Genomic DNA, 25,537 nt, shown 5'->3' on the forward strand with positions numbered 1-25,537 from the left:
TCCTCCTCGTGTTTTAAATTTGGTTGGCGAACCGAATTTATCTTAACACTTCGGAGGATTTTTTTTATACAACGCTTAAGCTATCCTGAACCATACGCATAGCGTATGGTTTTCTTTTTACAATAAAGGGGCTATCCCAAAGGTAAGGTAAACCTGCCTTTGGGAAGCCCCTTTTTACGGCTGCATCGTGATGAATCGCGCACCCGGTATGAGTTTCATGGTTTGCTCCGCTACATGCCGATGACACGTCATCATCACGATTTGCCGGTCCTGCGATAATTCAGAAAACAGTTCGAGCGCATGTCCGAGCCGTTCGCCGTCAAAATTAACAAACAGATCATCAAGCAATAACGGCAACCCCGATGCATGCGGCATCGATTGGATCAAGCCGAGCCGCATCGCCAGATATAACTGCTCCGCCGTACCGCGGCTTAACCGGCTGCTCTCCACCAATTCACCAGTCGGGCGCTCTGCCAGCAGGCTCTGATCTCCCATCCGCATGACAATCCGGCTGTACATGCCGCCGGTCAGCATGGAGAAGTAGTGGGAAGCCAACTGCAGCACCTGCGGCTGTTTCTCTTCCTCGTACATGCGGCGCGTACGTTTGATAAATTCGGAAGCCATCGAACGTACCGCATATTGCGAGACTAATTCCCGCAGGGCGGTGCGCTGCTCCTCCAGCTGCTGCAGGGCGAAATCCTCGTTCCCCGCTGCTTCCAGCGACTCTCTCTCCTGAAGCAGCCGCCCCCGCCGTTCCTGGAGCTCGTCCCGCAGGTGGAGCGCAGCGGATACGGCTTCCTCCTTCTTCATGCATTGAGCATCAAGTTCCGCTGCATCCGTCAGCTCCAGCAGCTGTTCAAGCTGCCGTTGCCCCCCTTCATCCCATCCGCTGAACATGGTAATTTCGTGATGGCGGATCGTGCGAACAAGCTCCTCACGACGCTTCGCAGCAGCTCCCATACGAAGAAAGGTTTCTTCGTCTGCCGATTGGGATGATGCAATCAGAGCTGCTTTGCGCAGCTGCAGCCCTTCCCGCTCATCTGCAATCGCAATCCCCTCCTTGCGCAGCTCTTGAATACGCTCTGCAAGGACATTCCTCTGTCTCGATTCCTCTTGATAGGACTTCCATCTGGAATAGACGTTACCGAGCTCGGCAACGGCTGGGATTCGGTTGCCGTTAACGTCACCTTGGGGATCCGCCGCAAAGATCTCATGGCATTGGATGATATAATCCTCCGCCTCTTTTAACAGCACGTCCATTTTCAGTCCAAGCGATTTCTGCTGCCGGATCAGCTCCTGCCCCTGCTCCACTTTGACGAACACGTCCAGCATAACGTCAGGCGATAGACTCTGCGGGAGTGATCGGGACATAAGCCAATCCTCCCACTGCCGCTCCAGCTCCAAATATCGCTTCTCTTCCTGATCAATAGCGCCCTGAACCGTTTGTAATTCAGCCGCTTGCAGCGCAGCTTTCTCCTCAGCACCCGCACAATCGGATGTCAGTCGATCCAGCCGCTGCCGCCATGCTTGCCAGCCCTCCATCACGGATCGAAGCTCGCGCATTTGAGCCTCCACCATGAAGGGGTCGCGAGCCAATGCAGCGTTTTTGTCCCTTCGACTGCCCGGAATCGTGCTCGCTGCTGCCGCCGCATATGGGTCAGAGACGAGACTGGAATAGAGATGATCTATATGTTCCGTTCCCTGCACGTCTTGAATAGGAGTCTCATTCGAAGCTGCACCATGAACCTCCCGACCTCTTTGACCGCTCCAGAATACATAACCCATACCGAGCAGCATCACGATGCCTGAGACCACGGCAGCTTCCGAGGTTGACGTCCATAACAATACGGCCACCAACAGGAATGTCATAACAGCCATTCCCGCCAGCAGACCCGCGTGCATCCCAGGTAGACTGCCTCTTCCCGATGGGCGCGTGGAAGCAGGCTCAGGCTGAGTCCGGGTCAATCTCCGTTCGCGCCAGCGCTCAATCTCCAGCTGCAGCTGATTCCACAGCACAGCGGTCTCCTGGGGCGCTGCCGACTTAATCATGGCAAATGCCTCTTGTCCCCGCTCCATCTCCTCGCGCAGCTGCCGCCTGGCTTCCCGCAGCGCCGATTCGGCTGCCGCCGCAGAACGCTGGGCCCCGCGCTGTTCAATGAACAGCGCCTCCATCCGGCGATCATACCCGGCAAAGGCCGCACTGATACGCCGGACCTCCTCGCGCTCTGAAGCGGATAAAGACAGACCCAGCAGCTCCTTCCGGGTCCATGCCGGGTCGATATCCCGAAGCAGCTGTTCCAGCCGGATCTCCTGAGATTTGTATTCGGTCGTAAGCTCGGCAAGCTCCCGGTTGGCGGCTTCGTGCAGGCTTCGTTTCGCCCAGAGCTCCTCAATCTGTTCGCCATACTGTTCCATGAACGCATTCAGAGGGAGCGCTCTCAGCTTATCCTCCGCATCCTCGATCGCCCGCTCGGCGCGAATCGACTGGGTGAGGAGAAGGCGCTCTTCCTCCTGCATCTTTTCGTATCGGGGGATTCCATCCGGAGGAAAGTTGTCACTGTCCATCAGATCCTCTAATTCCAATCTGGCCTCACGCCATTCCAGCCAAGCCGGACGAATGTCCTGCGCTTTTCGAAGGAGCAACAGATCCTCGGCGTCCCGGGTGCGATCCTGTTCCAGAAGATTCAACCGTTCCTGTATTTCCAGAATGGATGTAACGGTCTCGTTATAGCGGGAAACGTACGTCTTGCTCTCCGAAACCCGGGTTCTTAAATGCTCGATGGCTTGCAGCAGCTTGGCGGTGTGCTGAACCTTTCCTCGCGGCTTATACAGCTTGTCCATCTCCTGGGATAACTTGCGCTCGGCTTCCAGTATATTGGCCCCGCCGCCGATTCCGGCATGGAACAGGTAACCGCTCATCTCGGCAGATTGCAAACTCCGGATTTCCTGCAGCTCGCTTAACGAGATGGCAAACAGCTGACGAAACATATCCTTGGACACACCGCCCAAAGCATATTGCTCCAGCTCCAGTTGTCCAAGCTCAATTACAATTCCATTATCCGCTAGTTTATGAATATGTGCGCGCTCGCCTCTGCCGGTGGCTGAATTTCCTTCTCTGGACCGGTTGTAGCGCCGAACCACCCAAGGCACTCCCTCCTTATCCAGAAACCGCAGCTCGCCGCCGTGAATGCCTTCCTCCGGAGGCTCTCCGCGTTCTGCAGGCGAGCCCTTGCCAGGGAATCCGTACAGCATGGCTCGGATAAAATACAGGACGCTGCTCTTCCCCGCTTCATTCGGCCCATATAGCACGGTCACAGGCGCATCTATCTCAAGGCTCTTGTCCCGAACAGCTCCAAAGCCTTGAATGTTCATCCGCTCTAGTCTCATGTTCCGACACCTTCCCCTTGCGAACGTTCGCGCAGCAACAACCCTAAGGTCAGTTCCTCCGCTCTGCGAACCCATTCCAGCAGTTCCTCCGGACTGATCTCGTCCAGCAAGGAGCGGATTTCCGCATGCTCAAGCAGAGGCTCCAAGCTTTTGGCAACAACCCCGCCAGGATCTTGAACCCGTTCCTGTTCCCCTCGAACAAGACGAAGCAAGTCCCCTGCAAAGCTGTCTTCCGCAAGCAGCCTCTGCCTATCGATCGCATCTCCGGAATGAAGCGAGAAGCTCTCGATCCAGACGCATCCCCGATAGCCGCATGTCTGTCCCTTCGCGGCCTCTCTTCTCCGCAGATCGATCAGCAGCTCATCGAGCACATATCCGCCTTCAAGCTGACGATGAACCGGACCCCGGCCCGTAATCCGAACGCGGATCATGCTCAGCCCATCCGCGTTCTCTCTGCTTATTTCGGTGAGAATGGATTCCAGTGAGCGTCTCCATTCATCGACGTCCTGACAAGAATCCAGAGGCGCTTCAACGATGTGCCAGCGCATGGAGCCGAGCTCATGGAAGCTCAGCTTCGTGTTGGAGCTCTCATCCACATCGACGATATAACATCCCTTGGGTCCCGTCTCCCGGATATGACGTCCCTGGATATTGCCCGGATACACAATATAAGGAGATTTCTGCAAGATTCGACGGGAGTGAATATGCCCGAGCGCCCAGTAATGAAATCCGGACTGGATTAAATCCCTTTTCGTACAAGGTGCATAGGTTTCGTGTTGGGGATCCCCATCCACGTTTGCGTGCAGAAGTCCGATATGGTATAGCCTGGATGACGGGGCAGGATAACGTATTGCAATATTATCGGTTACCTTCGAGGTCGGATACGACATGCCCGTAATGACCGCCACTTCATGATGATCCGAGCGGCGAACGGCCGTTACGCTTGCAGGCTCCGCCCCAAACACATGGACATGGGGAGGCAGCGCCATGCTAAGCTTGGTGCTGTCGAGTGGATCATGGTTGCCATGGATCACATATACCGCAATCTCTTCCATTCCCAGACGGTTAAGGGAATCCAAGAAGCGAAGCTGCGCGCGCAGCGAGATGTTGGAGCTGTCGTATATATCCCCGCTGATGACAATAAAATCAACCTGCTGGTCGATGGCCAGCTGAACGAGCCGTTCCAGCGCACGGAAGGTCGATTCCTGAACGTACGACCGCAGAGTGTCATCGAGTCCGCTTATCCCGATAAACGGACTGTCCAGATGTAAATCCGCAGCATGCATAAATCGAAAAGAAGCCATAATCGATCCCTAACTCTCTATCTTAGGTTGAAATTTCAAATACATTTTTTTCAGTTCATTCACGGATCGGGACAGGGAATATTGATTCTTCGCCTTATCCGAAGCGGTCCGGGCAAGCTCGTAGCGATAGAGCGGATCACTGATGACCTTCTCGAGCGCAACGCTGAGCGCTATCGGATCCTCCGGAGGTACAAGCAAGCCGTTTACCCCATCCTCGATCTGCTCCGCGATGCCGCCGACATCGGTACCTACCAATGCAAGGCTGCTAAGCGCCGCTTCCGCGAACACCGAGCCGAATGCCTCCGCTCTCGAGGGCAGGACAAAGATATCAAAGAACGGCATGAACTCCTCGGGATGCAGCGTATATCCGTAAAAAATCGTCTCCTGGTAGATGCCGAGTGTTTTGGCCATCTCCTCAAGCTCCTGACGGGAAGGTCCGTCGCCGATAATATGAAGGACGTAATCATATCCTTTGCGCTTCAGTTCCGCGCAGGCTTGGAGCAGAATGTCCAACCCTTTTGCAGGGACCAGACGGCATACCGTAATCAACTGCGGCACTGCATTTTCATGAGGCACCGGCTTAAATCTTTTATCGTCAAATCCGTTATGGATAACCCCGATCGATTCGGGTTCCTTCACGTACGGAGCCATGTAAGCCTTGAAGGAGTTCGACACCGTCAACAGACGGTCGCTGATATATTCAAGCTCCTTATATAAGGAGACCAGGAATCTGTGCTCCAGCCCACCTTCTTTGATTCTTCCGTTGAGGATAAGCTCACGCTCGTAACTGGAATGCACGGTTTGGATGAGCGGAACCTCTGGGAATACCGCTTTCATCGACATGCCTGCAATCGGATGATGGCTATGGATAAGATCATAAGGCTTTTGAAGACGCAGACGTGTCCACCACAGGTAATCCCGGTAGGTTTGAAGGTATTTGGCCACTACGGCACTCCCTTCAAACTCTTTCCAATCAAAGGTGTGAAATATCGGATCCTCCTGGCCTTTGTTGCGGATCCGCTTGGGCAGCCAGAACATCTCCATCTCCCAACGGGATGAATGAAAACGCTCCTGCAAATAAGGAATCATGGACGAGACGCCGCCTGGCTGTTCAGGAGGGAAGAATAATGCTTGAAGAAGTTTCATGGGGATCCCCCTTTCTCTAAATCTCTTTTCAGATTCTTTTTCGATATGATATATTAGAACATATGTTTCATGCAACGAAAAACCCATCTCTACTCAGGAGTGAATCGATTTGTCCTATGAATTGAGCTACTGGTCCACTTCTCCTCTACCCACCATATTTGCTGTGTGCGGAGCCTATATCGCGCTCATGATGCTGATCATGTGTCTCTTTATGTACAGCAAACAACGCAAGAATGCTTACATATATATGGCGGCAGCCTTCTTCTTCATTATGACATACGAGAGTTTGAACATCCATTCGGCTTGGACAGGAAAATCTGTTTTTCCGCCGGAATCGGACATCCTCCGTTTCATTCAGCTTTTTTCGTTTGTCCTGCTGAACGTCTCGGTTGTCATGCTGTACCGTAAGATCAAGACCATGCATTATTGGCTTCCCTTGTTGTCAGCCGCACTGCTTATGCTTCCGCTCATTCTTCCCTCATTTCTTCCTTACACTCTGGACCCGATATGGCAAAGCATATATTTTGATGGTTTTCAGCTCGCTGCGCTCTACCTGGCTTATACCCAAGTCACTCCGCGGATCGGACAACCGATCAAATATGCGATTGGACTTGCTGTCTACGCCATCTCGGCAGTTCTGCAATCTATCCATACCTATTCCGGCGGCCTGTCGCCTGCGTTTCAGGGACTCGCTCTCGCTCTGCCGGTGCTCTTCTACAGCATCGTGTTCTTCATCCTGTTCAGACGCATTGTGGAGCTGATGCAGTCCATCTACCGGTCTGCCATTACGGACGGATTAACAGGACTATACAACCGCAGGCATTTTATGAAGTATCTGGACCATTACGCCTCGCAGGAATTGAAAATATCCGCTATCTTCTGCGACATCGATAATTTCAAGAAACTGAATGATACCCAAGGCCATGCCCGAGCCGATGAAGTGCTGAAGCAGGTCGCGGCCATTATGGAGGAAGAGCTTGACGGTATCGGGATTACCGGCCGGTATGGCGGCGAGGAGTTGGTGGCCCTGGTGGTTGACCGCAAAGTCAAACCCGCACAGGTCGCCGAGAGCATCCGGGCCAGAGTGGCAAGCGAGAGCATCGTCACGCTCAGTATCGGCTACAGCGTACTGCGCAAAGGCGTTCGCGGCGATGAACTCATGAAACAGGCCGACAAAGCGATGTATCATTCCAAAACGACCGGCAAAAACAAGGTATCCGATTACCGGTCCTTAACAACCTCATCAACCGAACCAACGGAATCCGCCGGATAACTCTGGCGCAGGCTGCTCACGATATAAAGTGGGCGGTCTTTTTTTTGCTTGACATTTCTTTACTACGCCTGCGGCATCATGATAAACTAATGACCGATTCCTTAAAGACAGAGAAGAAATGACGCTGAACCAGGATTCTTTTGCCTTTACACTGCAGCATGTACCTTATTCTAAAGAAGGAGCAATCTAACGAATGCGAAAGGAACTATTACCTGTTGGCTTTGTTGCCAGCATAAATGATATTCTCGGGTATGCCTCGTGCGATTTTTGGGACAGCTACGATTTGCCCCGCACCCACGGGCTGCGCCTTAACCGGCTGAAAGCGGTTCATGCCGCAGACAGCGTAAAAAACCTCATCCGGCAATTCAAGCTGACGCCCGTGCCCTGGTGTGATTCCGGATACTATTATGATGAAAGCCTGCGTCCAGGCAAACACCCCTATCATGCCGCTGGATTATATTATATTCAGGAGCCCTCGGCAATGTCCGCAGTCGAGCTGTTGAATCCTCAGCCCGGAGAGACCATCCTGGATCTAGCGGCAGCTCCCGGCGGCAAGACAAGCCATATTGCCTCCAAGATGATGGGCCGGGGACTGCTTGTCTCCAATGAGATCCATCCCGAACGGGCACGGATTCTGGCCGAGAACGTGGAACGTATGGGAATAATGAATACCGTCGTTACGAATGCGGCACCGGATCAGCTATCCCGCCGTTTCGTTGCCTGCTTTGACCGGATCATGCTCGATGCGCCATGCTCCGGTGAAGGCATGTTTCGAAAGGATGCCGCAGCGATTGAGGAATGGTCTCCTGAACATGTGGATCTGTGCGTTGCCCGGCAGTGGGACATTGTTCAGGAGGCGTACCGGATGCTCAAACCGGGAGGAACCTTGGCTTACTCCACCTGTACGTTCAATACGGCTGAGAACGAAGAGATGATTGAGCGTATTCTTTCGCAGTATCCCGATATGGAGCTGCGTGAAATGAAGCGATTGTGGCCGCACTTGGAACGGGGGGAGGGGCATTTTGTTGCCATCTTGGTCAAATCGACGGCTGCCGAAGTTTTAAATGAAGATCTAGCATACTCTTCGGTCAGCAGCAAATCCCCGGCCAAATCCAACCGGGGCGGCAAACAAGGACCTGCGCTTTCGGCCCTGGCCGACTTTCAAGACTGGGCAAAGCAGGAACTACCCGGCTTTGAGCTTGACTTCGGCACTCCGATATTGTTCGGCGAGGAACTGTACTGGCTTCCGGTCAGCGAGAGCTGGGCATGGAATGACAAGCAGCTGAAAGGCTTGAAGATGCCGCGCGCTGGTCTGCATCTGGCTCACCTGAAGAAGAATCGAATCGAACCGGCCCATGCTCTTGCCATGTCCTTGCATCCTGGCCAAGCTGCCCGCAGCTGGGATCTGCCTTCAGATTCAGCCGAGACGGCTGCTTATTTGCGGGGAGAGGTGCTCTCCATTCCTTCCGAATACCGGGGCTGGACGTTGGTCACCACGGATGGATTACCTCTGGGGTGGGGCAAGGCCAGCGGCGGACAGCTCAAAAATCATTTGCCCAAAGGTTTGCGTAACCCTAAGTAACGCTTCTATTCGCAGTTTTATAATGAATGATAAGCCGATCCGAACCGAATACTGTATAACATACGTTCAAACGCGACATTAAAAGGGGCGTCTCTCTGCATTACAAACAGAGAGACGCCCCTTACTTTATCCACCTAATCAAAACCGGATGCTTTTTTCCTCATCTTAGGCTGCATCCTTATCTTTAACGAGACGACAGTTACTTCTTACAGTTCCGAAGCCGCAGGGGCACTCCAAGTTCGAGGCTGATCGTCTGAAACGCAGCATTCAGCACGGTGGCATCCATAGCGACAACAAACATCGCTGCCACATATACACGATGCACAATACCTTATTCGGGTTCAGCCAGGTGCTCATGACCTATGCTCTGCTGACGGCACGGTGTTGGCATACAAGCTTCGCGGCCGCAGATCAACCCAGTTCTCGTTGATAAAGGCTGCGCATTCCTCCCGCGTGCTAAGTCCAAAAGCCTGTGTCCAGCCGTTCGGAACAGCCGCGAAACCCGGCCAGAGCGAGTATTGCCCCTCATGGTTTACCAGCACAAGAAACTTGCCGTCGACTTGCTCAAAAGGATTGGTCATGGATAAGTTCCCTCCTCTCCGATGTGATCCGCCCTCGGGTTATAGCTGCCTCCAGCTTGCTTAAAATGCACTTGCCGATATAATCCAGTGGACCCGGCTGGCATAAATCCTTATGCCGGCATTCGATATCGTGCCGCTCGATCTTACCGCCCACGTAAGGCTCCCACATCTCCGGTTCAATGGGATCGAACCAATCGGGGATGATCGTCGAATGGAAGAATAACATGTCTCCCTCAAACCGTTTCGGAACGTAAGCCTTCAACAGCTGTACCGAATTCTCATAGGTCGTCTTCAGATTCATGATCGTCTCTTCCTCAAGGGACGAGAGCGCGTTGCTCTCATTCCGCAGCAATTCAAGGGCGGCCGCTATGGTTAACGGCGCGTCTCCAAGACCCGCTTCAATGCTCTCTCTGTCGAAGCCTCCCAGCGCCAGCAGCGCGGTTAAAGCCTCATCTTCATCGGGGGTTTCCTTAATCGGCAAATAATGACTTGGGTAAGCATCCAGTATGGCTAGCAATTCAATGTCTTCACCCGCCTCCTGCAGCTGTACCGCAATCGACTGCGCGACATTGCCACCCAGAGACCATCCGAGCAGCCGGTATGGCCCTTGTGGTTGAAGAGAACGAATATGGTCGATATAGTCTTTCGTCATCTCTTCCAGTGATTTCGGCAGCTCCTCTGCTTGCGCAATCCCCCTCGCCTGTAACCCGTAAATCGGATAATCCATGCCAAGATGCTTCATTAAACCGGCGTAACACCAGCTTAATCCTCCTGCCGGATGCACGCAGAACAGCGGTATTTGATCTCCATGCGCCCGAAGCGGAAGCACGACCTGCAGCGCGCTGTGTCCGCCGCCCATCTCAACCTTATCGATAAGCCCCGCTACCGTAGGCGATTCGAATAAAGCTGCTATGCTTAATTCTTTGCCGAGCGCTTCGCGAACCCGGCTGATAAGCCGGACAGCCAGTAGCGAATGGCCGCCGAGCTCGAAGAAGCTGTCATCGATACCCACCCGTTTGACTCCCAATATCTCCGCAAATAGCTCGCATAACACTTCTTCCTGCGGGGTTCGTGGATGGCGTCCATCGGCATCGGGCCCTATATCTGGAGCCGGCAGCGCTTTGCGATCGAGCTTTCCGTTAGGCGTAAGCCGCAGCATGTCCATCTGTACGAACGCCCCGGGAACCATGTAATCCGGAAGCATTGAGGCCGCATAACGGCGCAGCTCAGCGACTGAAGACAAATCGCTGCCTGGCTTGCTCACAACATAAGCCGCAAGCCGGCGGTCTCCGGGCTGGTCCTCGCGCACGATGACTGCGGCCTGAGCGACATCGGCATGACGTGTGAGGACCGATTCGATCTCGCCGAGTTCGATCCGGAAGCCGCGTATTTTCACCTGATGGTCGGACCGCCCCAAATAATCCAGTGTACCGTCGGCCAGCCGCTTCGCCAGATCTCCGGTTCGGTACATTCTCGTCCCCGGCGGACCATACGGATCGGCCACAAACCGGTCGGCGGTCAGGTCTGGACGCCCCCAATACCCACGCGCAAGTCCTGCACCCGCGACATACATCTCTCCAATTACGCCATACGGAACCGGCCGAAGTTTGGAATCCAGGACATATATCCTAAGGTCCGGAATCGCTTCTCCGATCGGACTGCCGGCTCCAGACAGCGCAAGGTTCCGGTTTAATTCCATATAACTGACATGCACGGTCGTCTCTGTAATGCCATACATGTTGATCAGACGCGGGGCATCGTCGGCATGACGCTCATACCAATCCGTGAGCCGTCCGAGCTCCAAGGCTTCACCGCCGAACACAACGTACCTCAGCGATAGTTTCTGCCCCAGTTCCGCCTGCTCCCGATCCGCCTGAATCAACGGATAAAACGCCGAGGGAGTCTGATTCAGCACGGTTACGCCTTCCCGGACCAGCAAGCTCAACATGTCGTCCGGCGATCTGCTGGTCGTATGCGGAACAACCACAAGTCGGCCGCCGTGCAAGAGAGGCCCCCATAATTCCCATACCGAGAAATCAAAGGCATACGAGTGGAATAATGTCCATACATCAGTCTCATCAAATTGAAACCAATGTGCGGTAGTGTCAAACAATCGGATGACATTCTGATGCGGTATAAGCACGCCCTTTGGTTTGCCGGTAGACCCGGAAGTATAGATGATATACGCGGCACTCAGCGGCATAAGCGGCCTATGACGCTCATGGTCGCTTGGATTCTCATGCGAATAGCGCTGCACCCGTAAAGCTTGTTCAGGTTCATCAATGACAACATGCTTTATGCGTGCAAAGCTCGGCAGCTGATCCATCACCTGAACGCTCGTAATGACGCATACCGGACAAGCATTCTCCATCATGTAAGCCAGCCGATCCTCCGGATACTCCGGATCCAGCGGCAGGTAAGCAGCCCCTGCCTTAAGTACAGCCAATATGCCGATGACCATGTCCAACGAACGCGGCAAGGCGAGCGCTACGATCTGATCCGTCCCGATGCCGGAGGCAATTAACAAGTGAGCAAGCCGATTGGCACGCTCGTTCAGCTCCCCATAAGTAAGCGATAAACCATCATGGACAATCGCGTTCCTTTGAGGCGTACGGATGACCTGCTCCTCAAACCGCTGAGGCAAGGTTGCCTGGTTGGTAAGAGGCAGCGGAGCGCTCCACTGTCGACGGGTTTCCTCACGCTCATGAACGGTTAATATATCAAGTTCACTGATGGCTTTACTTGGTTCATTGGCAGCACTCTCCAATACGCGCACATACCGTTCCGCCATCGCTTCCGCCGTTCTGCGCTCGAACAAATCCGTACTAAATTCGATCATACCGTCAACTCCGTCAGGTTCGCCGTGCATATCCCGCCGCTCCGTCAGCTCGAAGGTTAAGTCAAACTTTGCGGTACCTACGCTTTGCAGCTGCAGTTTCGAACTGACTCCCGGCAGTTCAAGCGAAGTTTCCGGCGTATTTTGCAGCACGAGCATCACTTGGAAGAGCGGGTGTCTAGACCTGGAACGCGGCGGATTCAATGTCTCGACAAGCCGCTCGAACGGCACATCCTGATGCTCGAAAGCCGCCAGGCTCCTCTCGCGCACCCGCTGCAACAGCTCGTCGAACGACGGGTCATCCGACGTGTCGACACGAAACACAAGCGTATTGATGAAGAAACCAATCAATTGATCCAGGCTGTCGTCGTTCCGGCCCGAGACCGGACTGCCGATCGGAATGTCCGTGCCTGCACCCAGCTTCGTAAACAGCGCAGCCATCGCAGACTGAAACACCATGAATAAAGTCGCCCGATTGCTCTGCGCGAGTGTATTCAGCCGCCGATGCAGTTCACGCGAAATCGGAAACGACACGCTTCCGCCCTGATAGCTGGCAACAGCCGGCCTCGGATAATCGATGGGCAGCTCCAATTGCTCCGGTAAATCGCAAAGTGCCTCGGTCCAATAGTCCAGCTGGCGGGCGATCAGACTGCCCTTATCGCCTGTGCTGCCAAGAAGCTTCTCCTGCCAAACGGCATAGTCTGCATATTGGACCGGTAACGGAGACCATTCCGGCTCACTCCCCAGGCGCCGTGCCTTATAAGCATCCGATAGGTCGCGTGTCAGGGGGGTAAGCGACCAGCCGTCTCCAGCTATATGATGCAAGAGCAACAGCAGGACAAACTCTCCATTCCCCAGTTTGAACAACTCTGCCCGCAGCGAGGTTTCCGTGGCAAGCTCGAATGGGTGCCTGACGGCTTCCGCCAATCGATCGGGCAGCGCCGAGTCGCTGATTTCGGTCACGATCAGTTCCGGTCGTGCCTCCTCGGCATCCAGGATGTGCTGATAGGAAGTCCCGTCATGTTCCGGGTAAACCGTGCGCAGCGATTCATGACGAGCGGCCACATCACCCAGCGCCAACCGCAGCGCTGCCAGATCAAGCTCACCTGACAAGCGAGCCACGAGCGGAATGTTATAGGTCGGGCTCGGACCCTCCAGGCGATATAAAAACCATAACCGCTGCTGGGCAAAAGACAACGGTGGATACTCGGTCCTTATCACGGGGCGTACAGTCACTCTGGCCTCTTGCGCATGATCAAGCCGTTTGACAAGACTCGCAGCCGTCGCTGTTTCAAATAGACTTCCTATGCTAAGCTCCACGCCGAAGGCCTCCCTGACTCGTATCATCACCCTGCCGGCAAGCAGGGAATGGCCGCCGAGGGCAAAGAAATCATCATCAATGGTAACCCGCGATAAACCAAGCACCTCGGCAAAAATCGTGCAGAGCATTTCCTCCTGCGGTGTCCGCGGCATGCGGCCGCCCGTTAACGGATGATCCGGCGCTGGCAGCGCCTTGCGATCCACCTTCTTATTCGGCGTTAACGGCAGCGCGTCGAGTGCCACGATGACAGACGGGACCATGTACTCGGCCAGCTTCTCTGCGGCATAATCCCGTAATTCTGCTGTATTGATGAGATTTGAAGCAGATGGCGATGCTACGATATAAGCAACAAGACGGCGATCACCGGCCCGATCCTCGCGGATGATGACGCAGGCCTGCTCCACCTCCGGATGATCCACAAGCACGGACTCAATCTCTCCCGTCTCGATCCGGAAGCCGCGCAGCTTGATCTGATGATCGGCACGCCCCAAATAATCAATCCAGCCGTTCTCCAGCCAGCGGGCAAGATCGCCTGTACGATACATCCGGGATCCGGGAGGACCGAACGGATCCGCTACAAACCGTTCCGCTGTCAAATCGGGTCTTCCCAGATACCCCCGGCCAAGACCCGAGCCTGAAATGTACAGCTCGCCCGTTACGCCTGGCGGAACCGGGGACAGTGACGAATCAAGCACATATAACCTCGTATTCCAGACGGGCCCCCCAATGGACGGCTTGTCCCTTTCATAATCGAGCTTGGCCGCTGTCGAATAAATCGTTGTCTCCGTCGGTCCATACTGGTTATTCACTTCGCAGTTCAGATCTTGAAGGGCAAGCTTAAGTCCGACCGGCAGCGCCTCACCGCCGGTTATGACTTTGAGACGCTCAAACTTTCCTGGACGGCAAGCGACAATGGACTGCCACAACGTCGGGGTCGCCTGCATGATGGTCGCCCCCGTTTCCCGAATTCGGCCTATGAGAGCCGCTCCGTCGAGAATGGTATCCCGCATCACGATGTCGAGCGTCGAGCCGCATGAAAGCGGCAGCAGCACTTCCATGACCGAGATGTCGAATGACATCGTGGTAACCGACAGCCAGCGATCCCGCTCCCCTATCTCCATTCGCTCGCGCATATCCGACAGCAGATTGGCAAGTCCTTCGAACGTAAGCAGGACGCCCTTGGGCCGGCCCGTTGATCCGGAGGTATAGATAACGTAGGACGGGTGAAGCGGCAGCAGCGGACTTATGCGATCAGCATCGACAGGGTTATGAAACGCCTGCTGCTCCAATCGCTGAAGGGTAGCCGGAGCATCCAGCATAACCATGTCCTTGTCTTTCATGACAGCTGCGAAGCTTCCAGCCAGATCTTGTGTCGTTATCAAACACGCCGGCTTCGCATCTTCAAGCATATAGGCGATTCGTTCGTCCGGATAATCCGGATCTAACGGCAAGTAAGCCGCTCCAGTCTTATGCACGGCAAGGATCGCAACGATCATGTCCGCCGAACGGGGCAGGGAAAGGGCAACGATTCGTTCAGGACCTATATGGGAGTCAATAAGCAGGCGGGCCAGACGGTTCGCTCGCCTGTTCAGCTCTTCGTAACGTAAGGTTAATCCCTCGCATACCACCGCCTCCGCCTGCGGGGTACGTGCCACCTGCTCCTCGAATAATTCCGGTATGCTTAACTGCGGTAAGGGCCGTGCCGTATCATTCCACTGAAAAAGCACCTTGTCGCGTTCTTCCGGGAAGATGAAAGCCACGCTTCCAACAGGATGGTCCTGCTCCGTTTCGGCAAGACTGTCCAGCAAATACAAATAGCGATGTAAATGGGAAGCTAACTCCTCCAGGCTATAGATCAACGGATTGGCATCCATATCGACTCTCAGCCCGTTTCCATCCAAACTTCCATATACGTTCAAGGTCAGGTCATCCACCGGACCGGAAGCCAGGTTACGGACGATGCCGCCACAGCCTCCAAAGTTCAATTCCGAAGCAAAGGGCATCACATTAACGAGCGGTCCGAATAACCTGCGGTTATCAGCAAGCAGCTTGAGATCGCGCCGGATATCCTGATGCCTGTACCGCTGATGCCGCTTGATCTCGCGAACCTCCCGTGCGACCTGCTGCAGCAGGTTGATTAGACTCATATCGGGCCTAACGCGCACTCGAAGCGGCAGCACATTCATGACCATCCCTGGAATACGGATGGAGGCCGAACCTAAGCGGCACATCACCGGCAATCCAAGAACAACATCCTCTGCGCCTGTTATTCGATGTATATATAGAGCCGTTGCAGCCGCTATCACGTCCGGCCAGCTAGTCCCTGATGCTTGCGCGGCCGCCTGTATGCGATGGATCGAAGATCCAGGAAGCTGCACCGAACGGCGCAGGAAGCTTCGCGCCGAACGCTGTGCCTGCCCCCCTAAGCTGACGACCTCCGGCTCATCGGCAAAGCGCCGCAGCCAGAATTCGCGATCCGAGTCGAGCTGCTGCGACATGCGGTATGACGTATCTTCTTCCAGGATCGTGCGAAACCTGCCGAACGCGCCTGTGCCTGAAGATTCTCCGCCCGCCAATCCCGTGTAGACTTGAGAGACTTTTTGCAGCAGAAGCGATACGCCGAACCCATCGATTACGATATGATGAATGCGTTGATACCAATAGTAGCGATCGGCGGAAATCTTGAACAGCGCCTCCGTAAACAACGGCCCTTGGCTTAGATCCACGGCTTGATCAAGGTCATGCACCATCCAGCTGTGGGCGGCATGAAACGGATCCTCCTTTCCGCTGACATCCACCACATGAAGCTGCCAATCCGGAGATGCATCAATCGACTGCCAAGGACCGTCCATATCTTCGCCGAAGCGAACATGCAATGCTTCAGCCTCCCCGACCACTTGACGTAAAGCCCTCTCGAACAGAATCGGATCTACAGGTCCTTGTATTTCAATGCATTCCGCCGTGTTGAATATCGGGTTGACCGGGTCAAGCTGCTGTGCGTACCATATCCCCAGCTGCGCTCCGGACAGTGACCAGCGCTCCTTCTCCCGCTCAAGCATATCCATCCCTCCTTACACCGTATAATAATCATAATTAGGCCGCGACAAGCTTAGCCTATTTGACAGCAATCCCCACCAGCCCGCCAATGTAGGCAGCTCTGCCATTTCCACAAAGGTGATGTCGATGCCTTCGCGCCGTAAACGATCGGCCAAACTCATGATCCGAATGGAATCCAGCCCCCAGTACTCAATCAGATGGTCATCTTCACCAATATTTGACGGCTGCTCCTGCAGCAAATCCGCTACGTTCTCTCGCAGCGTTTGCAGCGTCAGCAGCGGTTGGACCTTCGCAGAACTCCCCGTATTCCCCTCTCCGCCCTGAGCTTTAGAATGCTCCGAGACAGAACGCTGCTCTTGAGTTAACGAAGCAACCAAACGTTCCGTGGTCAGCGTAACAGCGCAGCGTTCGGCAGCATAAGTCAGTGCCAGGCGATGCTTCTCTTCCGAGAAATCGGCAAGGGCATCTGCAATGAAGAATGGCTGAATGTCTTTCATAAAAGCTTCGGTTGCGGTCAGCAAACAGCCAATATGGGCGTATATCCCGCAGATCATCAATTGGTCGCGGCCTAACTCGCGCATCATCTCATGCAAATTGGTTTTCTGGAAGGCGCTGTATCTCCATTTGGTTAACAGCAGATCCCGTTCGTCCGGCGCCACCGCATCCACGAACCTTTTCTGATAAGGACCGTCATTGATGCCGGATCCCCAGAAATCCTGCAGCAGACCGCGCTGCTCCGGTGCTTGTCCGCCAGGCTGTGCCGAATAGATAACGGGAATGCCAAGCTCGGCGCAACAGGACCGAAGCTTCTGAATATGGGTGATCAGCTCCACGACCGGCGATTGATCCGGAGTGAACGCATCGATGAAATATTGCTGCATATCGTGGATGAGCAGCACGGCCCGGTTCGGATCTGCCGTCCATGCCACCTTATTCTTGGGCAGATCCGCCTCCCCTGGCATGGGATAAGGTAAAATTTTTGGAAGTGTCATCATATCTCCTCATTTCTAGGTTAATTGGGCATATTCACCCGAACGTCATGATTCTGTAACGCTAGTTCACGCAGACTCTTTTTGCTTACCTTACCGACACCCGTGTGCGGGAAGGAATCCATAAACTCCACCCGATCCGGGATTTTGTACGCAGCGAGCCCTCTATTTCTGAGAAAAGCCTTCAGCTCATTGCCGCTAACCGCAGCATCATGGACAATAACGAAGGCACAGGTCCGCTCGCCCAGATACTCGTCCGGCATGGCGACTACAGCTGCGTCGTGCACGCTCGGATGGGCAAGCAGATGATTCTCGACCTCCTCGGCCGCAATCTTGTCGCCCCCGCGGTTTATCTGATCCTTCGAACGGCCTTCGATCACCAGATATCCTGAAGGCGTCATGCTCGCCAGATCCCCCGTTCGATAGAAACCGTCAGTGGTAAAAGCTTTTTCGTTATGCTTGTCCGCTTTATAGTAGCCGCGAATCGTATAGGGTCCCCGCGTCAGCAATTCACCGACTTCACCGGGAGCCACCTCCACGTCATCCTCATCGACCAGCCGCACTTCGTCATACGGAGACATCGGACGCCCTTGCGTATGCACCGTTATATCCTCCGGATCATCCAGCCGGGTATAATTCACCAAGCCTTCCGCCATCCCGTATACTTGCTGCAGCGTACATCCCAGCACCGTTTTTACCCGCTTGGCTGCCTCTGCGCTGAATTTGGCCCCGCCTACTTGCAGCACCTGCAGATTTGACAGGTCATCCGAACGGGACTGTGCAGCCTCAAGCCAGATTAAGGCCAGGGGCGGAACGACCGCCGTCATGGTTACGCCCTCGGAGGCGATCAGCGGGAACGCCACCTCCGGACTCGCGGACCGGGCAAGGACGACTTTCCCTCCCGCATACAGCGTCCCCAGCACGCCCGGCGAGCTAAGCGGAAAGTTATGGGCAGCGGGCAGTACCGCCAAATAAACGCTATCCTTATCCAGCGAGCAGATTTCGGCGCTCAAACGCAAGCTGTAAATATAGTCGTCATGCGTGCGCGGAATGAGCTTCGGCAGTCCGGTCGTCCCGCCGGACAGCTGCAGGAACGCGACCTCGCCGGGATCGGGGCCTTCCTCGTCTAAACGGCGAGAAGGACTTTCCGCATCATCGAGATACAGGTCATCCAGGGACAGAAATGCCCCCGAGGCCGGGCCGCCCGCAACGATGACATGGCGCAGCGAAGGAACCGATGCCTGGACTTGAGCTGCTAAGTTCCGATAATCATATCCCGAATCCTGATCCGGAATAATATAAGCGGCCGCTTCGCTGAAGCCGCATAGATATACGATTTCGCTCCGGCGGTGAACAGGCAGGGCGAAGACGGGAATGGCCCCGATGCGAAACAGCGCAAATATCGTATCGAAAAATGGCGCGATATTCGGAAGCTGAACGATAACCCGTTCCCGCGCCTTGATTCCAAGCTTAAGAAATCCCGCTGCCAAGCGGTCCACCCGGTTGTCCAGCTCGGCATAGCTTGTATGCTGATTGCCGCTCACGATCGCAATCCGATCCCCATGTTCCGCCGCACGCTTCCGCAGGAGCGCTCCAAACGTTTCGCCCTGCCAGCATCCTTCCTCCCGATAACGGGTTGCAAACTCCTCCGGCCAAGCCTTACAACCTGCCAACATTCCTTATTCCTCCCTTAAAATCGATGTCTGTTGTTCGTTCAAGCCCATGGCTGCCAGAATCGTACGGAATTTGGCCGACGTCTCGGCAAGTTCGGCTTCCGCAATGGAGCCTGACACGATTCCGGCTCCCGCAAACACCCGCAATAAGGTTCCTTCTGTTTCCGCGCAGCGAATCGTTACGGCCCACTCGCCGTCTCCGTTAGCATCCGACCAACCGACGGCCCCCGAATAGAAGCTGCGATCGAACGGCTCGATCGCTTGTATGGCATCCCTGGCCGCATCGGTCGGCGTGCCGCAGATCGCCGGTGTCGGGTGCATCGCCAGGGCAAGATCCAACGACGTTACCGAATCATCCTTCAGGATGCCGTTGATTTCGGTAGACAAATGCCACATGGCATTCGTGTGGATGAGGGAAGGTTCCGCAGGAACCTCCAGCTTGCTGCAATAAGGCTGCAAAGCCGACGCCACGGCATCAATCACGATGGCATGCTCATATCGGTCCTTGGCGGATGACAGCAGCGCTGCCGCCCGCCGCTGATCTTCAACGGGATCGGCGCTTCGCCCCGCAGAGCCTGCCAACGGATTTCCTTTAATGCGCAGCCCCTTCTTCGTAATCAGCAGCTCGGGGCTTGCGCCAAACAGCGTCCTTGTGGATGCAACGGCATCCGGACTTGAAGTGTGGGACAATTCAGGTGCCAATGGAACGGCAAATGTATATCCATGGGAGTGATGGTAAGCTAAGTGATTCAATATATGAGGAATGGATAATGCATGAGGAAGCGTGATATCCAGTGTTCGGGAAAGCACCGCTTTATGGAGTTTCTTTTGAGAAATGAGCTCCAGCAGCCGGTTCACGCCTTCCTGGAACGCCTCCGGTTCGGGAACGGACAGTACGTGATAGCTGGAAATTCGAGGCCGTTCCGGGGCTTGTCCTGTAGAGAATAGAAGGGAATCATGCCACTGAACCGAAAGCGGAATAAACAGGCTCGCCGGTTTCAATATGTCAAAAGGGATGGCGCCTACAACAACCGCGTTCGGCCGACCCGATTGCTTGGCGCGATCCAGCAGTTCCGTAACGCGTTCCGACAATGATCTATGGTTGTTCCCTGAAGAAGCCGAAAGTCTCGAATACTCTCCATGCGTTAACAACGTCTTGCGCGGGGATGAGAAGAAGAAGGACGAACCGACCCGGTATTGTTCCATAAGTTGCGCAGCCTCGGCTGCGGTTGGAGTTTCATAGTGCAACATTTCAGTCTCCTCTCTGCTTATGAGCCTACCATTTATCGAAATAGTAAAAAGAATAAAACGAGCGGATCCTCAGCAGCCCAACGTCGCACCGCCATCCACGCATACATCCTGCATGGTCATGTGCCGGGCCCGATCGGATACGAGAAATACGACGGCATCCGCAATATCGGAAGGAAGCGCGATTCGACCCAGCGGTATGCCGACACGGTAATCATCCAGCGACCCTGCGATGATGGGCTCTGCGCCCTGATCATCCTTCCATAGCAAGCGCTGCATCCCGGTGTCCGTAGAACCCGGGGAAACCACATTGCAGCGGATGTGATGACGGGCATATTCCAGCCCCAAACACTTCGTGAACATCGTAGACGCTGCCTTGGAGGCCGCATAAGCCGACATCCGGGCCCGCGGAACTTGGGAGGCATTCGAGCTCACGGTCACGATAGCTCCGGAATTACGGCTCGCCATCCGCCTTACGACGGAGCGTGACGTATAGAATACGCCGTTGGTGTTGACGTTGAAATGCTCCTGCCAATCCTCGTCGCGAAGCGACTCAACTCCACCGATTCGCAGCACTCCGGCAACGTTAACGAGAATCTCGATCGGACCGAGTTCCTCCTCAATCCGCTCGATCATCTCTTCAACCTCGGCACTGCAGCTGACATTCGCCCTGTAAGCAGCAGCCTGTAAACCTGAGCTGCATAGATCGGCCGCAAGGCGGATCAACTCGGCTTCCTTCTGATCGCATGCCGCAACGACAGCTCCTTGCCGGGCGAGGGCTCGTGCCACCGCTTCGCCTATCCCTTGGGCGGCACCGGTCACGAGGGCTACTTTCCCGCTAATACCTGTAATCTCCAAGGCGATCACCTCCATCATCTTGAGGAAAAAGTGCATACCGTAACCCTCGGCTAATGAGGACAGGCAGCACGGAAAGATGTCCCTCATCCTCAAACTGTTTGAATTCGGCTCGGATGCCATACGCAGACACAGCAGCCAGACGCTGGGCGAGCTCGGATGCGCTGATGCAATTGCCGGTGACATGGGACCTCTCGTGCTCTCCTGCGCCAAGCAGCAGTCGAACAGGGCAAGGTTCTTCCTTGACGCGTTTGACAAAGCGCTGCTCCAGCTCATGTAAATATTCCTGATTCCAGTGAATAGAAGGGCTGCCCGCGATATAACACGAGAATGCCTGCGGTTTGCTGAACATGGCATAGAGCGTGAACAGCCCGCCAAGGGAATGGCCGAATATCGTCTGACGACGGCGGTCGATGTTAAATTCGCTCTCGATCTGCGGTTTCAGTTCCTCCTCAATGAATTGCAGGAATTCAGCCGCTCCGCCCTGTTCCGGAACAGAAGCGCTATCCAACTTGTTCTTGAAGTTCGTGTTGGGGTAGGGCGTGTAATCATAGAACCGGTCCGGAGCATACTGCCCCTCCGTCTCGTAACCGATACCGACTACGACCGCCGGCAGTATCCCTGTTTTGTCCGGTCTGTGGCACTGCAGGCGCAGCGTTTCGACCATCGTGTGAAATACGCTGTTGCCGTCTAACAGATAGATGACCGGATAACCTGACGGCGGAGCCTGCCCCATCGGCTGTGCGGCAATGATTCGATAGCGGCGCTTCCCTGCCCTCGAGCGCATCACCCAATGCTCCGCATGGGGCAGCTCTACGCTGCGGCGCATCATATCAACGGAAGGCGTATGATTGCTCATGTCGTGCCTCCCGCTATAGACCCGTAATGGAGCGAACGACATCATCCACGATTTTCTCGTAGGCGATCAGGCCGCTTCCCAGCCAGTATTCGTTATTCGCTTCATAGACCTGCCCGTTCTTGACGGCCTGCACACCCTTCCAAATCGGGCTTTCTGTCATTTCCTTTAAACGCTCCGTTCCCTGATCATAGGCGTTAATGACAAAAATATAGTCTGCATCCAGCTGCGGAAGTATCTCCAACGAGATGTTAGCTGCATTCTCGTTCTCGACCAGCTTGGATTTGCCCAGTCCCAGGTCCTGATGGATCACAAAGCCGCAGAGATAATTTCCGCCCATCAAACTGACGCCTCTAGGTGCAAAACGAATGATGGCAACGTTCTTGTCCCCCACCACGGAACTCAGCTTAGCCTTCGCTTCACTTGCTTTTTGCTGGTAATCCTTTAGGGCGGTCTCCGCCTCGGGCGCTTTCCCAAGCAGATCCCCCAAGGTGGTCAGCGACTTCTCGACATTCCCGGATGCATTTTTGAACACGTACGTTGGCGCGATTTTGGCGTATTTCTCATATGTATCGTCCGCGGCATAGGTTTCGGTATGGAGCACGATAAGATCCGGCTCGTAGAACATCAGAGCTTCCGGTGAAGGTAAGCCTCCTGAAAAATCAATCAGGGGGACGCCGTCCAGCTCCTGCTGCAAATAGGTGTGTCCCATCTTGCCGTTCGCCCATTGTGCAACAGGCTTCACGCCGAGCTTCAGTAAAGAATCCTCCATGTTCGGTGCGAACACGTTTTTCACGTCTGCCGGTATCTTCACTTCATGCCCAAGCTCATCCGTTACCGTTCGCTCCTTCTCCGCGGGCGTTTCCTCCTGGTTCGTCCCTGGTTCCTCCGTCGACGCTTGACTGCTCCCTGCCTTACCGGACGTCTCCACCGCCGCGGTCTTCGCTGCCGGCTGATCGCCGCCCGCCGCTTCGGAATCCACCTTCTCTCCACAGCCTGACAACAAGCCTATGACGATGGCACAGCACGCAATTGCTGATATTTTGATCTTCCAACTTCTTTTTCCCCTATTAAAACGTTCTGCCACAATGTATCTCCTCCTGTGATAATGATTCTCAATTAAGTCGAGTATATATTACGTGGCAAACGATTCACCATGGCTTTTATCCAGAACTCCGTTTGGACTATCTCCTGTAAACAACAGCAATGCCTCATCCAGCATTCTCATCACGGCAAGCGCGGAATATTCGAACCACGGATCGGACGAGATCATGTAGACGCTGCCTCGAGTAACAGCTCGGAGTGTCTGCCATTTCGCAGAATGCTGAAGTGCAAGCCAATAGCGGCGTGATGTGGCTTCAGGGCATACCGCGATCAGGATGCGGTCCGGATTGAGCTGTTGCACATCTTCCAGCGTAATCTGTTGATTACGCGTGGTATCCAGACCGCCGGCTTCCTTGAGCTGCAGATCCTGATACAGCACCTCCTCGAGTCCCCGGTTACCATATGCATACAAGCTTTGTCCATATATTCGCAGCGCTACGACACGCTCGCTTCCCACGACTTGCCGCATTCGGGAGCGTGCGAACTGCACCCTTCGTTCATGCTGTTCTATCCAGGATTGTGCCTGTTCTTCTTTATTCAGAAACGTTGCAATACGCTCCAGCTGCTTTCTCCACCCTGCCTGAGATGGAACAATCAAGGTAGGGGCAATATGCTCCAGCTTGGTGATTTCCTCCGGATCGAGATGGTCCATGCCAATAATAACGTCAGGCTTTGCACGGAACAACTGCTCGATATTCTCCTCGAAGCGGCTGTCCGGATAAGGAGACGTCAGCTTCAAGCGGGACTTGATCTCCGAATGATACGCATTGTAATAATACGGGGTCCACTTCGCATCAAGAGGCGCAGCCGCAGGAATAACATTCAGTGCTGCCAACTGCCCGATAATAGAGGAGGAACAGGCCGCAATTAGCTGCCTTGAATTTCGGGCATATTCGGACGGCGACATGCCCACCTTCTTTTTAAAAATACGGCTGAAATAGAACTCATCTTTGTAACCGACTCGCTGTGCGATGTCACGAAGCCGTTCGTCGGATTCGGCCAAATAACGCTTGGCATGATTCATACGCACATGGGTCAGGTAATCGATTGTGGATTGGCCGAAAGTCTTTTTAAATAAATCCACAAAATACTTGGGACAAATATTAGCCATTCTGGCTAATTGGCCAATGGTTATCGTCTCTTTATAATGGCAATCTATATACTCCTTAATCTCAACCAGGCTGGTTCTCCCGTTACGATCCGAATCCGATAGGCTATCTATTTTCAGCTCTTCTTCCACACTCATGAATTGCCTCCTTTTTTACGATAAAACGAGTTGCAGGCTATGCAGGCATGTTGATCAGCCTTAATTAATTGATAATGATTATCATTTTCATTGATAAAAATAGCATGCCATTTCCATCGTGTCAATCCAAATTTGGAAGGAAATGCTTACCCCCATGCTCTGCGCGAAATCTGTTAACAAGCTTCAATCCACGCAAAAAACCCGTCATCAGGCACTTTTGCCAAGTGTCCTGTGGCGGGTTCTCATGTATAAAAAATCGATTTATGACAAGCAGTATTTCACCAATGCCTCGTGTACGCCGTCCTCGTTATTCGAGGTTGTCACCGCATTGGCTGCAGCCTTGACCTCGACCGGAGAGTTATCCATCGCAATCCCCATTCCGGCGTAGGTCAGCATCGTAATATCGTTGAAATAATTGCCGATGGCAAGCACCTCGTCCGGCTCATAACCTCTTCTTGCAGCCAGTTGCTGAAGCGCACTCCCCTTGGATGCTTGGCTATGCATGAGATCGATGAAGTATTCTCCGCTTCGCAGCATGTTGAAGGGAAGAGTCCACTGACTCCAATCCGCATAGACACGGTCGATATCGGCGGATTCGCCGAAGACCGTAAATTTGACGACCGGGTCTGACAGCTCCTCCCATGACGGCAGGTTGCTTGGCAGCATCAAATAGTTCTCGTACATCGAACGAACCGGACCGGCAAGCTCCTCCACCTGGTCCACATACATCTCAAAGGCGGTGTTCACATCAAAATGCACCCCGTGCTCACGACAGTATTTCATGAAAGGCTCAAGCTGGAGCGGGTCCATGCCGAACTGATGCACGATGTTATGGGTCTCCACTTCTACCGTTGCCGCACCATTATGACTGATGACATAACCGCCTAAACCCATGCTTTTCATAAAAGGAATCGAATTCAGCGGTCCTCTGCCTGTGCACAGTACAATTTCCACGCCTTGTTTTGCTGCTTCCATCACGGTGTTCCTCGTTTTCTCCGTGATTTCATGATCATCATTCAGCAGCGTTCCATCCACATCAAGTGCTACCAATTTATATGCCATTCTCCATCCATCCTTTA

At 54.1% G+C, this 25,537-nt stretch carries 15 protein-coding genes; 2 read left to right on the top strand and 13 right to left on the bottom strand.

Translation table 11 applies throughout. From position 1 onward, the window contains the following. Positions 1 to 174: 174 nt before the first annotated feature. Genes AK95_RS27335 through AK95_RS27345 form a run of 3 tightly spaced genes read right to left on the bottom strand, consistent with a single transcriptional unit; the run spans position 175 to position 5,837 of the window. Positions 175 to 3,387, bottom strand: a complete 3,213-nt coding sequence (locus tag AK95_RS27335; RefSeq protein ID WP_071223074.1) for an AAA family ATPase — start codon at positions 3,385 to 3,387, stop codon at positions 175 to 177. After that, positions 3,384 to 4,691, bottom strand: coding sequence for a metallophosphoesterase family protein (locus tag AK95_RS27340; protein ID WP_071223075.1), 1,308 nt, complete (start codon positions 4,689 to 4,691; stop codon positions 3,384 to 3,386). Before AK95_RS27340 ends, AK95_RS27335 begins: the two co-directional genes overlap by 4 nt. 9 nt (positions 4,692 to 4,700) lie before the next feature. Then, positions 4,701 to 5,837 carry a glycosyltransferase family 4 protein gene (locus tag AK95_RS27345; RefSeq protein WP_071223076.1) on the bottom strand — a complete coding sequence of 379 codons (1,137 nt, stop codon included), beginning with the start codon at positions 5,835 to 5,837 and terminating at the stop codon, positions 4,701 to 4,703. Between the two features lie 109 nt (positions 5,838 to 5,946). Here AK95_RS27345 and AK95_RS27350 point away from each other — a divergent pair, with 109 nt between their 5' ends. Both AK95_RS27350 and AK95_RS27355 read left to right on the top strand, forming a co-directional pair. Next, positions 5,947 to 7,110: a GGDEF domain-containing protein gene (locus AK95_RS27350; protein ID WP_071223077.1), complete on the top strand. Its 1,164-nt coding sequence runs from the start codon at positions 5,947 to 5,949 to the stop codon at positions 7,108 to 7,110. A gap of 193 nt (positions 7,111 to 7,303) precedes the next feature. After that, the gene (locus tag AK95_RS27355; RefSeq protein WP_071223078.1) at positions 7,304 to 8,692 is read left to right on the top strand and encodes an RsmB/NOP family class I SAM-dependent RNA methyltransferase; all 1,389 of its coding nucleotides are present in this window, start codon (positions 7,304 to 7,306) and stop codon (positions 8,690 to 8,692) included. Between the two features lie 353 nt (positions 8,693 to 9,045). Here AK95_RS27355 and AK95_RS27360 read toward each other — a convergent pair whose 3' ends face one another. The 10 genes from AK95_RS27360 to AK95_RS27405 all read right to left on the bottom strand — a co-directional run bounded on the left by AK95_RS27360 (position 9,046) and on the right by AK95_RS27405 (position 25,520). Next, the gene (locus AK95_RS27360) at positions 9,046 to 9,273 is read right to left on the bottom strand and encodes an MbtH family protein (protein ID WP_071223079.1); all 228 of its coding nucleotides are present in this window, start codon (positions 9,271 to 9,273) and stop codon (positions 9,046 to 9,048) included. Next, entirely contained in the window at positions 9,257 to 16,489 is a 7,233-nt protein-coding gene (locus AK95_RS27365) for an amino acid adenylation domain-containing protein (RefSeq protein WP_083397742.1), read from the bottom strand. The genes AK95_RS27360 and AK95_RS27365 overlap by 17 nt, the downstream gene beginning before the upstream one ends. 12 nt (positions 16,490 to 16,501) lie before the next feature. Beyond that, positions 16,502 to 17,479, bottom strand: coding sequence for an isochorismatase family protein (locus AK95_RS27370; protein WP_071223081.1), 978 nt, complete (start codon positions 17,477 to 17,479; stop codon positions 16,502 to 16,504). A 20-nt stretch (positions 17,480 to 17,499) separates the two neighbouring features. Then, positions 17,500 to 19,152, bottom strand: a complete 1,653-nt coding sequence (locus AK95_RS27375; protein WP_071223082.1) for a (2,3-dihydroxybenzoyl)adenylate synthase — start codon at positions 19,150 to 19,152, stop codon at positions 17,500 to 17,502. A gap of 3 nt (positions 19,153 to 19,155) precedes the next feature. Further along, entirely contained in the window at positions 19,156 to 20,400 is a 1,245-nt protein-coding gene (gene dhbC / locus AK95_RS27380; RefSeq protein WP_071223083.1) for an isochorismate synthase DhbC, read from the bottom strand. A gap of 69 nt (positions 20,401 to 20,469) precedes the next feature. Continuing rightward, complete coding sequence (locus AK95_RS27385; RefSeq protein ID WP_071223084.1) at positions 20,470 to 21,255, bottom strand: 2,3-dihydro-2,3-dihydroxybenzoate dehydrogenase; 786 nt, start codon at positions 21,253 to 21,255, stop codon at positions 20,470 to 20,472. Then, a complete protein-coding gene (locus tag AK95_RS27390; RefSeq protein ID WP_071223085.1) occupies positions 21,236 to 22,111 on the bottom strand; it encodes an alpha/beta hydrolase in 876 nt (291 codons plus the stop codon). The genes AK95_RS27385 and AK95_RS27390 overlap by 20 nt, the downstream gene beginning before the upstream one ends. Before the next feature lie 13 nt (positions 22,112 to 22,124). Beyond that, positions 22,125 to 23,195 carry an ABC transporter substrate-binding protein gene (locus AK95_RS27395; protein WP_071223086.1) on the bottom strand — a complete coding sequence of 357 codons (1,071 nt, stop codon included), beginning with the start codon at positions 23,193 to 23,195 and terminating at the stop codon, positions 22,125 to 22,127. Positions 23,196 to 23,243: 48 nt separating this feature from the next. Then, positions 23,244 to 24,458 carry a helix-turn-helix domain-containing protein gene (locus AK95_RS27400; protein WP_071223087.1) on the bottom strand — a complete coding sequence of 405 codons (1,215 nt, stop codon included), beginning with the start codon at positions 24,456 to 24,458 and terminating at the stop codon, positions 23,244 to 23,246. A gap of 261 nt (positions 24,459 to 24,719) precedes the next feature. Next, positions 24,720 to 25,520 carry a Cof-type HAD-IIB family hydrolase gene (locus AK95_RS27405; RefSeq protein ID WP_071223088.1) on the bottom strand — a complete coding sequence of 267 codons (801 nt, stop codon included), beginning with the start codon at positions 25,518 to 25,520 and terminating at the stop codon, positions 24,720 to 24,722. Positions 25,521 to 25,537 lie beyond the last annotated feature (17 nt).

Source organism: Paenibacillus sp. LC231, from assembly GCF_001860525.1.
Lineage (GTDB): Bacteria > Bacillota > Bacilli > Paenibacillales > Paenibacillaceae > Paenibacillus_AQ.

Excerpts from the sequence above, each read along its gene's own strand:
- AK95_RS27370 (WP_071223081.1), bottom strand. The coding sequence starts at position 17,479 with ATGACACTTCCAAAAATTTTACCTTATCCCATGCCAGGGGAGGCGGAT.
- AK95_RS27405 (WP_071223088.1), bottom strand. The coding sequence starts at position 25,520 with ATGGCATATAAATTGGTAGCACTTGATGTGGATGGAACGCTGCTGAAT.
- AK95_RS27365 (WP_083397742.1), bottom strand. The coding sequence starts at position 16,489 with ATGCTTGAGCGGGAGAAGGAGCGCTGGTCACTGTCCGGAGCGCAGCTG.
- AK95_RS27390 (WP_071223085.1), bottom strand. The coding sequence starts at position 22,111 with ATGAGCAATCATACGCCTTCCGTTGATATGATGCGCCGCAGCGTAGAG.
- AK95_RS27355 (WP_071223078.1), top strand. The coding sequence starts at position 7,304 with ATGCGAAAGGAACTATTACCTGTTGGCTTTGTTGCCAGCATAAATGAT.
- AK95_RS27340 (WP_071223075.1), bottom strand. The coding sequence starts at position 4,691 with ATGGCTTCTTTTCGATTTATGCATGCTGCGGATTTACATCTGGACAGT.
- dhbC (WP_071223083.1), bottom strand. The coding sequence starts at position 20,400 with ATGTTGCACTATGAAACTCCAACCGCAGCCGAGGCTGCGCAACTTATG.
- AK95_RS27360 (WP_071223079.1), bottom strand. The coding sequence starts at position 9,273 with ATGACCAATCCTTTTGAGCAAGTCGACGGCAAGTTTCTTGTGCTGGTA.
- AK95_RS27375 (WP_071223082.1), bottom strand. The coding sequence starts at position 19,152 with ATGTTGGCAGGTTGTAAGGCTTGGCCGGAGGAGTTTGCAACCCGTTAT.
- AK95_RS27400 (WP_071223087.1), bottom strand. The coding sequence starts at position 24,458 with ATGAGTGTGGAAGAAGAGCTGAAAATAGATAGCCTATCGGATTCGGAT.
- AK95_RS27335 (WP_071223074.1), bottom strand. The coding sequence starts at position 3,387 with ATGAGACTAGAGCGGATGAACATTCAAGGCTTTGGAGCTGTTCGGGAC.
- AK95_RS27345 (WP_071223076.1), bottom strand. The coding sequence starts at position 5,837 with ATGAAACTTCTTCAAGCATTATTCTTCCCTCCTGAACAGCCAGGCGGC.